The 14693-nt window shown below is 31.3% G+C and carries 14 protein-coding genes; 11 read left to right on the top strand and 3 right to left on the bottom strand.

Annotation, left to right across the window (positions count from 1 at the left end; translation table 11 throughout):
* Positions 1-336: 336 nt before the first annotated feature.
* Together L0991_03760 and L0991_03755 are read right to left on the bottom strand one after the other, a co-directional pair.
* Positions 337-1740, bottom strand: a complete 1404-nt coding sequence (locus L0991_03760) for a hypothetical protein (GenBank protein ID XGB63192.1) — start codon at positions 1738-1740, stop codon at positions 337-339.
* A gap of 13 nt (positions 1741-1753) precedes the next feature.
* Positions 1754-2002 (bottom strand): hypothetical protein, encoded by a 249-nt coding sequence (locus L0991_03755; GenBank protein XGB63191.1) that lies wholly within the window; start codon positions 2000-2002, stop codon positions 1754-1756.
* A gap of 233 nt (positions 2003-2235) precedes the next feature.
* Between L0991_03755 and L0991_03750 the strand changes: the two genes are divergently transcribed.
* The 4 genes from L0991_03750 to L0991_03735 all read left to right on the top strand — a co-directional run bounded on the left by L0991_03750 (position 2236) and on the right by L0991_03735 (position 4447).
* Entirely contained in the window at positions 2236-2595 is a 360-nt protein-coding gene (locus tag L0991_03750; GenBank protein XGB63190.1) for a hypothetical protein, read from the top strand.
* Between the two features lie 256 nt (positions 2596-2851).
* Entirely contained in the window at positions 2852-3100 is a 249-nt protein-coding gene (locus L0991_03745; GenBank protein ID XGB63189.1) for a hypothetical protein, read from the top strand.
* Positions 3101-3119: 19 nt separating this feature from the next.
* Positions 3120-3515 carry a hypothetical protein gene (locus L0991_03740; GenBank protein XGB63188.1) on the top strand — a complete coding sequence of 132 codons (396 nt, stop codon included), beginning with the start codon at positions 3120-3122 and terminating at the stop codon, positions 3513-3515.
* 335 nt (positions 3516-3850) lie between these two features.
* Complete coding sequence (locus L0991_03735; GenBank protein XGB63187.1) at positions 3851-4447, top strand: hypothetical protein; 597 nt, start codon at positions 3851-3853, stop codon at positions 4445-4447.
* 83 nt (positions 4448-4530) lie between these two features.
* Here L0991_03735 and L0991_03730 read toward each other — a convergent pair whose 3' ends face one another.
* Positions 4531-5610, bottom strand: a complete 1080-nt coding sequence (locus L0991_03730) for a hypothetical protein (protein ID XGB63186.1) — start codon at positions 5608-5610, stop codon at positions 4531-4533.
* A 308-nt stretch (positions 5611-5918) separates the two neighbouring features.
* Here L0991_03730 and L0991_03725 point away from each other — a divergent pair, with 308 nt between their 5' ends.
* From L0991_03725 to L0991_03695, 7 genes are all read left to right on the top strand, one after another.
* Complete coding sequence (locus L0991_03725; GenBank protein XGB63185.1) at positions 5919-6596, top strand: hypothetical protein; 678 nt, start codon at positions 5919-5921, stop codon at positions 6594-6596.
* 8 nt (positions 6597-6604) lie between these two features.
* On the top strand, positions 6605-6892 hold the full coding sequence (locus tag L0991_03720) for a hypothetical protein (protein ID XGB63184.1): 288 nt from the start codon (positions 6605-6607) through the stop codon (positions 6890-6892).
* A 369-nt stretch (positions 6893-7261) separates the two neighbouring features.
* A complete protein-coding gene (locus L0991_03715; GenBank protein XGB63183.1) occupies positions 7262-7981 on the top strand; it encodes a hypothetical protein in 720 nt (239 codons plus the stop codon).
* Positions 7978-8376: a hypothetical protein gene (locus L0991_03710; protein XGB63182.1), complete on the top strand. Its 399-nt coding sequence runs from the start codon at positions 7978-7980 to the stop codon at positions 8374-8376. The genes L0991_03715 and L0991_03710 overlap by 4 nt, the downstream gene beginning before the upstream one ends.
* 87 nt (positions 8377-8463) lie before the next feature.
* Positions 8464-9042 carry a hypothetical protein gene (locus tag L0991_03705; GenBank protein XGB63181.1) on the top strand — a complete coding sequence of 193 codons (579 nt, stop codon included), beginning with the start codon at positions 8464-8466 and terminating at the stop codon, positions 9040-9042.
* A gap of 132 nt (positions 9043-9174) precedes the next feature.
* The gene (locus L0991_03700) at positions 9175-12012 is read left to right on the top strand and encodes an ABC transporter permease (protein XGB63180.1); all 2838 of its coding nucleotides are present in this window, start codon (positions 9175-9177) and stop codon (positions 12010-12012) included.
* A 67-nt stretch (positions 12013-12079) separates the two neighbouring features.
* The gene (locus L0991_03695) at positions 12080-14692 is read left to right on the top strand and encodes a hypothetical protein (GenBank protein XGB63179.1); all 2613 of its coding nucleotides are present in this window, start codon (positions 12080-12082) and stop codon (positions 14690-14692) included.
* Position 14693 lies beyond the last annotated feature (1 nt).

Below are 14693 nucleotides of genomic sequence, written 5' to 3'. Positions count from 1 at the left end.
ATGAAAAGCTACATTCCGCATAATAATCACTCAAAATAAGAATTATTAAACTAATCACTCCCTTTCAAAAAACACACATTCTAAAACAAAAAAACAATACAAATCAATTTATCAGCAAAAATATCAACGTTAATTATTTGACATTTATCATTGTTGTGTAACAATGATTATATAAATGGTTTTGATATTATATAAATTAATTTTATTATTTTAATTATCAATATAGCGATATTCAATTTAGTAATGTTTAATTTAGACCTCCTTATATAACCTCCTTATATAAGGAGTAACAAAAAAACAGCACTTATTTAGTGCTGTCTTTTTTGGTTTTTTTGGTTAGTCATAAAGTTTCTTTTCTAAATCAGTCCAGTTATGGCGTTCAGTGGTATCACCGTGACCTAGTTGACCTTTGTTGTTATACCCTGTCGATTTAAGCGTTCTACTTGAATCTACTAGGTATGTGAAAGAGTTACCTGCCCCAACAACTTTTACATCAGTATGAGTTAAAGTGAATGTATGTTTATCATTCATATTGCCTAATCCTAGTTGTCCTCCCCACGAAGAACCAACCACGTATAAATCACCATCTTTTATCATATAACCTGAATCACCGTTCGCTTCTAGCGTTGTAAATCCTGTTACGCCTGTAGCTTTATAAGTGTTTTGATTGTTTGTATGACCTAGAGCTAACTGACCGTTGTTATTCTTACCAACTGAATAGATCTCGCCATTTTTAACCGCATATGAAGAGCCTATCATTGCTTCAATGTCAGTCACTCCATTTAAGCTTGTTGCTGTGAATGTTTGAACTGAGTTTGTTGAACCTAAACCTAGAGCACCGCTATAGTCCGATCCTGTAGAGTAAATCGTTCCATTCACTAAAATTTGACCAAAACTTCCACCTACTGCAACGTCAGATACTTGATAAGTAGTCTGTGTAAAGCGAGATTTATCAGTTTTGTTTCCTATTCCTAATTGCCCTGCATTGTTATTACCCACAACGTGCAAGTTTCCGTCTTTAATCGCATAAGCAAAGTCAGTTCCTAGATCGACTTGAGTAAAATCTTTAAAGCCTGTGGCTGTGAAACTGTTAATGTTGCTCGTATGCCCTAAAGCAAGTTGACCATCACTATTCTTACCTGCGCTAAGTAACTCATTGTCTTTGACGATATAACTAAAATCGTAACCTGCATAAACGTCAGTAGCGTCTTTAATACTTGTTTTTACCCACTCATAACGATGATTTGTATCGCCTAGACCTAATTGACCAAACTGATTATCACCAACTACCCAAACATTACCTATTCCATCTAGAGCTACTGCGTGGTCATAACCTGCTGCGATTTTGACAAACTCTACATAGATAGGTTTTGTTCCTACGGCTTGTTCAGATTCTTGTTCTATCAACGTTTGATAGTCAAACTCGGTATGATTGAAAGATTCTGAACCATCAGAATATTGATAGTAAATGTCTCTTTCTCTTACTTGGTCTTGTTCACAGTCTCTAGACTTTGTATAAACATCATCTAATGGCATTGTTGATTCGTGAGGATTCCATTCTGTGCAATCGTAATGAACACCATCGTCAACCCATACAGACCATTCTTCAGCTCTTTCACCTACTTTTGTAGGTTCACCACTAACTTCATATTTCCCTGTAGCTATGACATAAAACTGAGCGTTTGCAGTGAAGCTCATTGCTATAGATAACATTAAAAATGTATTTGTTCTCTTTTTCATATTAAGTCCTTTATTAATAATTTATGTTTATTCCATAATTTTTTAGAATTATTTCTATTCTTGAGTAAAGATCAAATTCATTTGCACAAGTAGATGTATAAAAATCCTTTCCTAACTCATAAAACTCTTTTCTACATTTCAGAATCTGTTGTTCATCAAGACTTTCCAATTCTTCTTTACAGATAGTTAAGATAGCATTTGTAAAACATTCCACTTCCTTAATTAACATGTCAGACTCTATCATTTCATATCTTTTAATCATTAATTTCTCCTATATTTGATTATTACTTTCAATGTATATCAAAGAGCGGAACAATCAATCATTAAAATATTTTTACAAGCAAAAACGAGCAATTTAAAATTAATCTAAGTTTAAAAAATACATTAGATAAAAGAAAAAACCATACTTCCGTTCTTTGATAAAAAAACAAACTATTTACAAAACTATTTTATTTGTTTTATTGAAGTTATTAGTAACAGAAAAAGGACTTTAATATGAATAAAATAAAAACATTAATTACTTGTCTGCTCGCTTCAGTAGCTTCAACTTCATTTGCAGCAAGTAACATCGGAGACACAGCAACAGCAATCGGAACACAGATAAACGCAGTAACAACAATGATGGTTTTAGCCTCTACATTACTAGGCATTGTCTTCTTGATTATTGGTGGTTTAAACCTGAAAAAACACGGTGATAACCCTCAACAAGTGCCACTAGGCAAGCCGTTGATTTTCATACTTGCAGGAGCTTTATTATTTGGTTTAGGTTCTACTTCAGACGTAATGCAAAAAACCTTGTTCGGTGATAGTTCAAGAGACGGAAACGGAAAAGGAGGATTCAACGACTTTTCTTAATCGTAATTAGTTAAAACATTTCCTTTAAAATTGGCTCTACCTAGTAGAGCTTTTTTTGTGGTTACTAGTAACCAATCTTAAAATTACTAGTAATTAATTTTTAATTTACTAGTAATCTCTAAACTAATACTGAAGAAAAACATCTAAAACAAGCAATTATTCAATCACAGCAAACATATATATATCTGTAACTATTGATTTTTTTATTATGCTTGATATAAAAATATTATACACACATTAAATATGGAGATACATTATGAAAAACGAAAAGTTAAAACAGCTAGTAAGTCAACTGGAAGAATCAAGAGATAGATTCATAAAAGAATCTGTTGAGACAAAATCAATCTTTGGCTCAAGAATGATACTAGAAATTGCGGATTCAAATATTGAACAATTATCTTTGTCTGTTTGTCATAAATTGAATATAAATTCAACAAACGTTAAAGGGTTGGAGAAGTTTAATAGAAATACAAAGTTTCAGCTTGAAGAAGCGTTAAGAGCATAATAAGAAAAGGACTATTATAATGAATCACTCAGAAAAAAATATGAAATCTCCTCTAGATGAGATTTCTACAATAGATACAACCTTAAATGATTCAGCATACTTCATTACTTTTTCCAACTGCTCAGAGTTGTGTTTCGAGATCTCAAAGGAAATACAAAACTACGGATTCTACGGAAATATCTCAATAACAAAAGATGGTTTGTTAAGTAGTTTTATCAAAGCGTACAATTATGAAGAAAGAAGAATTTGTGAAGCTAAAGTTCTTTTTGATGAAGCTACTCAATCATTCACTGTTGAAAAGAGTGAAAACAACAAAGAGATTGAACTGTTAATTCAATCAATTCCTGCCATTGTACAAAAGCTATTGAGCGATTCTTCGTATCGAACAGACCTATTTGAAACTATGAGACGATAACATTCCATAACATCAGACCTTTTCAACAGGTCTGTTTTTTTACTCGTAAAATTACAATGAACACCATATCAGTTTACTAGTAAGAGACTCCAACAATTACTAGTAACCAAAACCATCAATTACTAGTAATTCACTTTAAAGATTACTAGTAAATACGAAATAAATTACTAGTATTTTTCCAACTATTTTAGATTAATATTTTCCTATGCTTTAGTCGAAAAGTGCCTAAAGTCAAATAAAAACAATTAAACAAGATAATCCCCTTCAATTCTGAGAACTTGATTAAGTTTTAAAATATGAGATAAAAAATAAAGATATTGGAAGAGGAACTTATTATGAAACATTTAAGAGAGAGGTTACTTAAAGAAAAAACAAATGGTAGTTTTTCATTTGGTAATGTTCAAGGTCTGTGTTGGTCAGATGAAATAAAATTTTTTGTGTCACCTCTGTTTTACACTGACTATGAGATTAAAGAACATTTCAATCAAATACGAATTGATTCAATAGTTGAAAATGAGAAACAAACTATCATCTTTCCAAGAGAATTAACAACTCTGATCGTCAATCAAGTAAATCACTACCTTAGTGCAAACAAATCTAAATTTAACTCTATTGAGCATCAAATAGAACAATACAGAAAAGATACTGAAAATAAGCTAAAGAATGAATTAATCGAAATAAAAGCACAGCTAAAATATTGCAATAAGAATCTTGCTAAAGCAATCTCTTTGATAGGAATAGAAAATCTAGAAACTATAAAGACAATTATTTCTAAACTTAATGCAGGTATAACTAGATTCAGTTCTGATTTATGCAAAACCGAAGAAAGTTTAAAACATCTTTGTCCAGAAAAAGCCGTATTAACTAGTTCTGAACACAACTTTTATAAGCATTACAGAAAGATGTTAGAAGTTAAAAAGACTTTCAGCTAAATGAAATGCTTAATTAAGAAATACCACATCGTGCAGATGAATAAATCAACTAAAAAACACTCCATCTTAGGAGTGTTTTTCATTTAAAGTGAACAAGCTTGAACAGCGTTTGCTTGTGATTGAGCTTCATCAAATTGTATCTTTGATGTTCTAACACCATAGCAAAAATGAGAGTATCTATCAGGGAAGTCAATGATCGGCACATAACCGAAGAAATCAGTTGGACCTACTTTGATCTGTGCCTCACGCAAATTACCAAGATTTCTTAGGTCAGTAAGAAACGTGTATCGAATATCAAGCGTTCCTAAATATCGAACGTTTGGCATTTTAATTTCTCTTAGGCTCATTGCACCTAAAAATTCAACGTCAAAGGGTATTCCATAAAGGTTTCTAAGATTTGGAAATGAGATCTCTTCAGCATTTGGATTTAATCTAATTTTAGTACCCGTGATGTAATAAAGATTGGACATATCTATTTCTTTTAAGAACGGATTATCAACAACAACATCACCGTAGATTACTTGGATATTAGGCAATATGAAAACGGGATCAGTCGCTCCTTCTCCAATGCCAGGTTCTGCACCACCTTCAGGTAGTTCACCTGAACCTCCCTCTGGTAACTCACCTGAACCTCCTTCGTGCCCGTTATAATTGATATTAACTTCTTTTAAGTATGTAGCAGGAATCGAGTCATAGCTCATCAAGTAACGAACTCTACTACCATCTATATTGCAAGATCTTGCATTAAACACTAGACCATCAATACCGTCATATGCTGCTTTTAACCATTCATTTTTAGTGAAATCACAGTTATAGATATTCCACATCTTTACAGTTTTTAAAGCTCCTTTTGTGCCTAGCAATGTGAATGAATCGTCCTGAGAACAACCATTGTTGATGTAAGTGAATGTGCCGTTGAATTCATCACCTGAAAGCTCTACATCACAACCATCATCACTCGTCACTGTGTTGGTCGTCAAAAGTTGTGCGTTTAATACTTTATAAGTTCCTGTCGTTGATTCAGGAGCGTCTTTCGTTACTAAGATTTCTGGTTGATCAGAGCCACCTATAGCCACGGGAACGTTTACAACTGCGTAGTAAGCAGCTTGAGAATATGCAGTGAAAAGTGTTGTTGTAGCTATCATAAGTTCTTTTAATTTCATTTTATATATTCCTTCTTTAATTATGTGCTTATACATTTAAGTACCATTTAATTCATTATATTCAAGAAATAAAACAATCATTTTAAAGTCAAACACTTAAAAATAAAGCTAATACTAAAAATATTAAATGAATAAAAAACCATCGATCATGAAAATATTATAATGATAAAATTAATTTTCAAGAATAAAATTATCTTCAACTAAAATATTCACAACCTAAAACAAAAAATAAAAACTCGTTCTTCGACAAGTTTGACTAAAAAAAACGTGATGTTTAACTATTCATATAACAGAAAAGGAAAATTATAATGAATAGTCTTAAACAAAACATACAGGCAATGTTTATATTGCTTGTAACAAACTTCACTTACATTACATTTGCTGCGAACCCTACAAGCACACAATCTAACCTAAGCAAAATGCTAGGTAATATCTTTGGAATGATTGATATTCTTGCACCTGCGCTTGGAATAATGTTAATGATAATTGCAATAGTAAAACTGAAAAATAATGCTGATAATCCGAACAATCCTAAAAACGTTACAAGTTCAATTGTTATAACTTTTATCGCATCAGCTTTATGTTTCAACTATCAAATGAGTCTAGATTTATTTGTCAAATCTACATTGGGTGAAAGTTCTGCTTATTGTTCAGCATTTAATGAAACAAGTGCAGCTTGTTTTGATCAAAATGCCTCTGAATTGATGAAACCTTTAGAAGAATTTCTTGATGAAAAAGGAACAAATGGAACACATAAAAAAGAGTTACTAGAAAAAGCCAAAAACATTCTAGAGATACTGCAACTTGTAGCTATTGGATACTTTATTAGATACATATATGAATTAAAAAAGAAATCAGAAGGTGCTTCACAGAAGGATTATCCAGAAATTATTTTAATGCTAATTGCTTGTGCTCTAGTCGCAGATTTACCACACACAATAGAAATGATGACAGAAACTTTAAAATACGCTGGGTTTATTAAGTAGGAGGAAGTATGTTAGACAACGTTTTAAAAGAAATTATTTTACAAGCAATCCCTAGACGACACAAAGACCATAGTAAAGTTTTTATGCTCTCTAATGAGAGCTTTAAACGCAAAGCAAAAGGAATTAACTTTGCTAATTTTGACATAGTGTTGGGAAATACACATAAGTTTAGACTAACTAAAATAGATGAACAGTATTGCGTAAATCGAATCTTTGATAACTACGTTGATGATTTAGTCATTACATTAACAGAAGAAGAACTTACAACACTTCGAAAGGCTTTAGATGTTCAATAACTATATACAATCACATCAGAAATGAAATGACGCTCAAAGAGCGTTATTTTTTTAAACAAATCTCTGCCCTATCACCTGCAAGGTTGTGCCAATGGTGGCTGATACTAGTAACTGAGAAGTATCTTACTAGTATGCTTTTGAACTTATTACTAGTAATTAAAAACGAGAAATACTAGTAACTTGTAGATTATTTCAAATGTTTTTTCCTTTAAAATCAATCTTTTTCAAGATTTAACAAACACAAAAAACATTTAAAAATAAACATTTTTTATATGTTTGCACAAATCAAATGGTCCTGATATGTTTACATAAAAGAAATGATTGATATGTTATAAACATAAACACATTAAACATTAGAGGAAAAAAGATATGGCAACTTCAATAGCATTAACAAACGGTAAAGGCGGTGTTGGCAAAAGCACAGCAGCAGAGCAAATTAACTCATCAATTCAAGACTCACTGATGATTTCTCACGACTCTACTTCAAACTTGAGTTATAAGAATCAAAACAGAATTATTGTTGCAGAGAAAAAAAACATTGAACCGAAACAAGCATCTATCTTTGAATCTTTCGAAAGAAAACTCAAAGACGATGGTTCAATTGAAGTAATCAATAACTTTGAAACTTACTTTAATTTTATACAAAAGAACAATGCAAATGCTGTATATGACCTTGGAGGATACGATTCAGCAGACCACCGTGTTATCTATTCAATCGTTGATCATATCTTAATTCCAACAGGACTATCAGAAATCGACCTACAAAGTCTTGAGACGATGAATGAAACTCTAAAACAAGTTTCTCAACAAACAAATAAAAAGATTGTTGGTAAAGTCTTTGCTTGCCGCATACATCATAGAACGAGTAAAAGCAGTCCACGATTTATAAATTTAATTAAACGAGTAGATTCATTTGAGTATCTTGAACTGCTTGATTCTGTCATATACGAAAGAGCAGATTACGTTAAAGCAAGTGATCTTGGGTTTTCAGTTCTAGAACTGCCACAGACAAAACATAGTAGAGCAGCCCGTGAAATCAAAGCTCTTGTAAATGAACTTAATATATCAACAAAAGGAGAACAACTATGAACAACGCTGACTTGCTAAGAGCACAGATTACTGATTCAAAACCAATAGATTTAAAACAACTTAGAAAGACTGTTGGTAAAGATGCAGCATTAACTGATAACACTAAAAATCCAAAAAAGAATAAGCCTCTAGATCCCGAAACATCTACTGCTAAAAACTTTAACCCTGCGTATATGAAAGTAGGCTTAAATAACGTTCCAATTGAAATAAAGATATTACTTGAGGAATTAAAGGAAAAGGAAAAACTGATTAAAGAAAAAGAAAAAAGTCTTAAGTTAACTACAAAGGAGCAAGTCTATATTTCTGGTGTAGAAAAGGAATGCAGAAGACTAATCAGAGCAGCAGATAAAAAAATAGAAAAACTATATGGTAAAAACTATAACTCGAAAGATTAATTGAAATATGCGAAGTCTTTTTATTTAATCTTTGAGTAACTAAAATTTTAATTTTAGTAGTAGAAAAATCAAACATAGGAGATAATTATGATTACTACAAAACAAATTATAACACTTGCAACACTAGCGTTCGCTTCACAATCATTCGCAGAATGTGTAATAGACTCTAAGTTCATAGAACAATCTTGGAAAAAAGAAAACATCCCTACTCTTGATTGTCCTGATATGGACATAACTGTTATGAACAGCTCTTACAAAAGCCGTTATGCACAGTTCGGTAGAGTTAAAAAAGACATTACTATTATGATTTTCCCTGAAACAGAAGAACAGAAATCAGCTATCAAACGTATAGATCTTAGTGAGTTACCTAACGATCACGCTTACTCTCTATACATTAATGATAATCACAATCTTGAAGAATTGAAGATAGGTGAAATCAAACGATTTAAGCAATTGCATATGAAAGGCAATAAGATAGATGATGTTAGATTTTTAGAATCCATAACATCAGGTGAGATTTATATCACAGAAAACATAAAACATTTTCCTAAAAAAGATTCACCTTTTTGCGAAGCAATGAAAAATAGACAGTTAGCGTTCAATCAAAATGATACTAATGTAAGAAATGGAAAAATTGCTTGTGGCATTGAAATTAAAGAAAAATAATCTAGACAGTTAACAAGAAGCACTTAGGAAAAAGTGCTTTTTTTGTGTCTGTAATTCCTAATTATTCCTTTTTGTTTATTGTAATATCATAAAAATATGATATAGAAAAATAGAGAGAAAAAGGAATTTATAATGATTAATTTAAAAGGAATATTACTAACTATATCATTTGTTTTTGTACTGTCTGGTTGTGATGTAAAAGAATCATATAATGACGATAGTTGCATAAAAACATTGAATGATTTAAGAATAAATGGTGAATATAGTTATTCAAAAGCGACTGGTGACGTTTGCCACTCGTTAGACATAAGCGCAAGAAAATATAAATCTTCTGCTTCTTCAGAAGCATTTATCTATCCGTATTCAGAGAATGCTTTCTTACACGAAGATACAGCGCAGCGATACAATACTCAAGCAATTCAAAAAAACGAATCTGCACAGTCACAGATTAAAAAGAAAGAAAAAATAATGAATCTAAGTCTTGTTTCTATTCCATTGCTTATTTGTCTTGTACTATTTTTGCTACATACATACTTCTATCAAGATAAAAAACAATCAAAAAAAAATAGTGTTATTCAATTCATTCTTTTTTTCTCAATTCTATGGTTTTTAGTCTTACTTTTTACTTATGCAGAATACGCACAAATCGCACAAGTTCGTTCTAGCATTTGGTCGGCAAACAAAGTAGCAAGAATTACGATGATTTCTGAGTTAAAGAAAGATGAACGAACATCTACTCAAGTGCTTGCTAACTCAACTGACAATGAAGCACTAAAAGACATTATGGACTTCAACAAGCTTTTTACGTGTATTAGCAATAATCAAATTTATCACATTGAAACTCGCCAATACTGGTTTGATCATTTTAAAACGGACAAAGATTTAAGTGAGTTTTACTATAGAAAAAACGTACCATACATTATAGACGTTGATAAAAGTGATGAAAGGAAAATTGGCTATAGACTCGGTAAAGTCGGTCAATTGGTCGGTATTGAAGTAAAAAACTGTGGTGATGTTAAATTTCCAGTAATGAACATTTCAGAGTCTTTGTTTGATAAAATGATTAAAATTAAACTTAAAGACATACTGCATAATGCTATCACACAAAGAAAATATGCAGAGAATCTTGAACTAATAAAAAATGCTTATATTACTGAATATGGTTCGACAATTCCTGTTATTCGAGATTATGAAATAATTATTGATTTCTTCAGTCAAGAATATTTAAAAGGTGTAATTTTTGGTTCAATAAAAACAGAAGGAAAATACAACAAACAAGTCGTTATTGAAAGAAACTTTGACAACCTTTATGAACTACAAAGTAACTCAGAAAAAATAGTTGAAAATATAAAAGGTGAAAGATGTATTGCTAATGGTGAGTTTCTTAAGAAAACAAAAGAATCTGTACAAAAATATTTTCAAGATTCAGACGAAGATAGAATGATTCATCAGTTTGATTGTGTGTCATTTGAAAATGATACTGTCGCACCTATCTCTTCATTTGCTTATAGATATGAAGACAATGAATCTATAGTTAAGTCTTTAGTTGAAGATTATAGATCTTCTAGCAATGCTTTAGCAAAACAACAAGGCGAATACCTAAAAGCTGAGTATGTTAAAGTTGCTAAAGGACATCTCAAAGCTTTAGAGGGCTTTACTAGTCACGAAATGCGCCTAGTTCACTTATATAATCAAGGTGGTGAAGCTCAATCTGAGTTCATTTCTTTCATAAAAAGAAAATCTAATGAACACACGAAAACTTATGCTCGTCTGATTGATGTTTCAATGTTCGACATTTCACAAGCTTTACCTGATTTCACTGCTGACGATGAGCCGATGGTCGAAACGACTATCTCGATGGTGAATGAGCATTTAGCTTCATTGATAGATCAGATTGATCTAGATATAGAGAATATGTCTAATGACATCACTTCAACGATGCTTGAATACAACCTTGATGATTCAACTTTGTTAGATAACGCTCTTGAAGGCAATACAAAAGCGATTAAAGCAAGTTTTACTAACTATGCTGATAACGCTGCAAGCAAATTGAACAGAATAAATAGGTTCGTGTGCAATGGTGACGTAGAAACTTGTAATGACGTTCAAGATGATTTTGACGGTGTAAGGGAGTGGAATCAATCACTGAACGATATGAGAGAAGAAGGAACTAAGTTACTTACTGTCGGTTTGACCGCATACGGTGCAAGTACAGCTATTTCAGCTTTTTTAGATTTTGGAAAGCACAACGATAAAAACAATATAAAAGCGACATTTGGTAAAAGTTCAAAAGTGTTGGTGTTTAAGTCTCTGATTGATGTAATCAAAGCTGGTGCAAAACTTGTAACATATCTAGGTGCAGCTTTAATCATTGCAAGTGCAATGATGGAATTCATCTACTTCATTCCATCTATTGTGTCTACGTTCTACTATGCAACTCAGTATTACTTCTTTGAGTATTTCATATATTCTGCAATCTTCTTTCTTTCTGTCTCTCTTATGACAAGTTTTTCTGTTGAAAAACAAAAGAAGATGTTATTGAGATTTATTATGATGTATTTTTCGCCAATTTTCATGAGTGCGATAATTCCAATTGTAAGTTATCTGTTTTTTATATTTGTAGAATTAATACTCAATTACTTACCAACGATTTCAAGTATGAACCTAATTGATAGCGGTGATAGTTTAATTACGAAAGTAATAAGTTTGATATTTGGTTATTTTGCATTGATCATTGTCGTTCCGTTTGTGATTTTATTTATGTACAAGTATATTATTAGCAGCGCAGCTCAGGTTATGTCGCACATATCTAAAGAGAATTCATTAGCTCAAGGTAGTCAAATGCTAGACAGAGGTAAAGATATTGCAATGTTTGCCTCTGGTGCAACCGTAGCTAAAAAAGTTTCAACAATTGATAAACAAAATAAAAGAAGAAAAAAACAAGAAGAGAAAAACAAACGAGAGGAATAATATATAGCATTACCTTGTCATATCACATTTTTATGATATAAAAATATTATGGCGAGGTAATGATATTATGAACGATAAAGATAACTTAAAAACACAAACAAACAATAACACAAACAAGGGAAATAATTGCAATAAGAAAGGATTCTTTACTTCTATTCTCACTTTCTTTGTTTGTTTATTGTTATCACCATTTAGGTTTTTGAGATTTGTTCACACTCCGCAAATCAAAGTTATTTCTAGAACATTTAATAAATGCAAAAAATTTGATATTAGATACACTATACTTTTCTTTGTTTGTTTTATCTTTTTCTTTGCAAAAAACATTTCAGCAAGTCCAACGATTTCACAAATAGAACTTCCGATCATATCAGAATCACTTGCATTTCTGTTTGGTAATGAGAATATTGGAACGATTAACGAATCATACATACCTGCTGAAGCTAATGTTTATATTGGTTTGTTGAAAGAAACGTCAGACGCTTTAGCTAATGGGCTTTTTCTTGCACTTTTCATATGGTTTCTCGCTCAAACTATTATATCAGCAACACTCAATGAATTTAATGTACATACCGCTAAAAGAGCATTTATAGCATTAATTTGCATAATTTTTATGAACATAACATTTGAAAGAGAAGTGATGTTAGAAAATGGTCAAGAGAAATTTATTAGTGAAGAGACAACTATACCTACACTTTTTCAAACATTCTTCGCTGACACGTTTCTAGAACTTGAATTGTTTGTAACTGACAAAGAGAATGAGACATTCAAGATTCAACCTATAAAAGTAATTTCACCTGAACATTTTGCATTAGAATTCTATGACTTCACAAATACATATTTGCTAGGTATAGAAACTAGCGATAAGTTAACTGATACATTAAGTATTGAATACAATGCTGAACAGTATCGAGTAGAATTCGCAATGGGAGGAATAACGAAAAAATACACATTCAATGAAAATGTCAGATACAATCAAGAATCTACAAGTTTTAAATTTGATCTGAAAAAATTAGAGAAAGAACTTGTAATTGATTATTTCCAAGCAATGATTGCACACGCTCAAAAGGTTAAAGACCAAATTGAGAATGTAGAGTTTACAGGTTTTGTCGATGATGGACAAACCGCAAACTTTCAAAATGGTTTCAATAAATCTTTTGAATCAATTGCATTTGAAAATCCTGTTATTTCATATTGCCCTACTATTTATGATTATGATTTAACAGGTGCAGACGAATATACACTACAAAGATTTATGCAAGTTGCAGCCTCTTGTGCTTCTATAGATTTTTTTACTAAGCAATATAAATCTGATGATTTTGATATATACGAAGTATATACAGATAATTACATACTCGATAACAGATACGCATTGCTTTACATTTTTGATGAATTAGAAAACAATGACGAAAAGAAGATTTTGTCTCCAAAAGAATTCACTTGGAACAAATTAGTCAGTAAAGCAGATAAATATTGTGATTATTCTTATTTGTTATGTGCTGAAATGATAAAAGTATTAGTTCATTATAATCCTGATTATAGAGATAGACTAGGTGCTCTCTATGGTGTTCTAGATATAGTTAAAGATCCAGTTAATTTACTTTTAGATGGTTCTGATGATTTGTTACAGTCTAGAAGTATTGAATCATCTACTATAGCAAACCTTTCTTATTTAGATTTTGTTAATGAAGATACTGCAATTGAAAATATAAAATTCACACTGAATAGAGAACAGAAGAAAGAACTAGTCTTTGATAATCTCGATCTACTGAATCTAGAGCATTTATTTATACCATCGTTACAACAGATATTTAAGAGTGTCTATAACACTGATTTAACTTCACCATTTCAAAGAATGATTACTTGTTTAAATTATCCTAATCAGCTTAAAAATGGCGTAATGTGCGACACAACCACAAATGAATTTATGATGTTGAATGCTTCTGCAATCAGCACAGGTTTAACAATTTATATAGGTTCTACAGCTCAAAAGTTATTACCAATATCTGATGGTGTAGGCGGTATTGTGATAGGTGGGGCAAGCAAACTAGCTAAAACAGCAGCACATTCAGCTAGTATAGCAACAGCCGTTGTAACACCAATCTTTGCTAATCAATTAGTGAAAGAAAATCCGTATTCAGCGCAAGAAACAGCTCAAACATTGCTAACTTCCTCTTATATTTTGAGTTTTTTCAAATTAGATTTTTCTCAAATATTTTCTTTGTTAGGTTCGTTATTGATAAGCAGTGGATTCTCAGGAATTAGCTTGATCTATTGGGTGAAAATATATTTTTGGCTATATATATTTTCTAGAATATTCGAATTCATAATCGACTCAAATCTATTTTGGCTGATTGCTTTTAAAGAGACAGTAGAAGAACAAGAATATGGATTAATTGCAATTGCAATTGAGCTATTTGTAGAAACTATTTATATCGCTGTGTTGGTAATGTTTGCGTTAGATTTACCAGACATTCACGATAGAATGTTATATTTCATTTTATCTGACTTATCAGAATCATTAAACTTGATGAGCCTATCAATTTCTAATTTTGTTTCTGAAATAGTGCCATTTACATTCAAGATCGTATTCTATTGCTTGCTAATGATCGGAACACTTCAAGTATTATTAGCAGTATCAGAAAATACTATCACAGAAGCAAAACAAAATATAAAAACCTAAT

The sequence above is a fragment of the Vibrio chagasii genome (genome assembly GCA_041879415.1).
GTDB lineage: Bacteria > Pseudomonadota > Gammaproteobacteria > Enterobacterales > Vibrionaceae > Vibrio.
The sequence above is the reverse complement of the archived record's forward strand: the minus strand, read 5'-3'. Positions and strand labels throughout refer to the sequence as shown.

Excerpts from the sequence above, each read along its gene's own strand:
- L0991_03750 (XGB63190.1), top strand. The coding sequence starts at position 2,236 with ATGAATAAAATAAAAACATTAATTACTTGTCTGCTCGCTTCAGTAGCT.
- L0991_03705 (XGB63181.1), top strand. The coding sequence starts at position 8,464 with ATGATTACTACAAAACAAATTATAACACTTGCAACACTAGCGTTCGCT.
- L0991_03695 (XGB63179.1), top strand. The coding sequence starts at position 12,080 with ATGAACGATAAAGATAACTTAAAAACACAAACAAACAATAACACAAAC.
- L0991_03760 (XGB63192.1), bottom strand. The coding sequence starts at position 1,740 with ATGAAAAAGAGAACAAATACATTTTTAATGTTATCTATAGCAATGAGC.
- L0991_03755 (XGB63191.1), bottom strand. The coding sequence starts at position 2,002 with ATGATTAAAAGATATGAAATGATAGAGTCTGACATGTTAATTAAGGAA.
- L0991_03710 (XGB63182.1), top strand. The coding sequence starts at position 7,978 with ATGAACAACGCTGACTTGCTAAGAGCACAGATTACTGATTCAAAACCA.
- L0991_03745 (XGB63189.1), top strand. The coding sequence starts at position 2,852 with ATGAAAAACGAAAAGTTAAAACAGCTAGTAAGTCAACTGGAAGAATCA.
- L0991_03725 (XGB63185.1), top strand. The coding sequence starts at position 5,919 with ATGAATAGTCTTAAACAAAACATACAGGCAATGTTTATATTGCTTGTA.
- L0991_03730 (XGB63186.1), bottom strand. The coding sequence starts at position 5,610 with ATGAAATTAAAAGAACTTATGATAGCTACAACAACACTTTTCACTGCA.
- L0991_03715 (XGB63183.1), top strand. The coding sequence starts at position 7,262 with ATGGCAACTTCAATAGCATTAACAAACGGTAAAGGCGGTGTTGGCAAA.
- L0991_03735 (XGB63187.1), top strand. The coding sequence starts at position 3,851 with ATGAAACATTTAAGAGAGAGGTTACTTAAAGAAAAAACAAATGGTAGT.
- L0991_03720 (XGB63184.1), top strand. The coding sequence starts at position 6,605 with ATGTTAGACAACGTTTTAAAAGAAATTATTTTACAAGCAATCCCTAGA.
- L0991_03700 (XGB63180.1), top strand. The coding sequence starts at position 9,175 with ATGATTAATTTAAAAGGAATATTACTAACTATATCATTTGTTTTTGTA.
- L0991_03740 (XGB63188.1), top strand. The coding sequence starts at position 3,120 with ATGAATCACTCAGAAAAAAATATGAAATCTCCTCTAGATGAGATTTCT.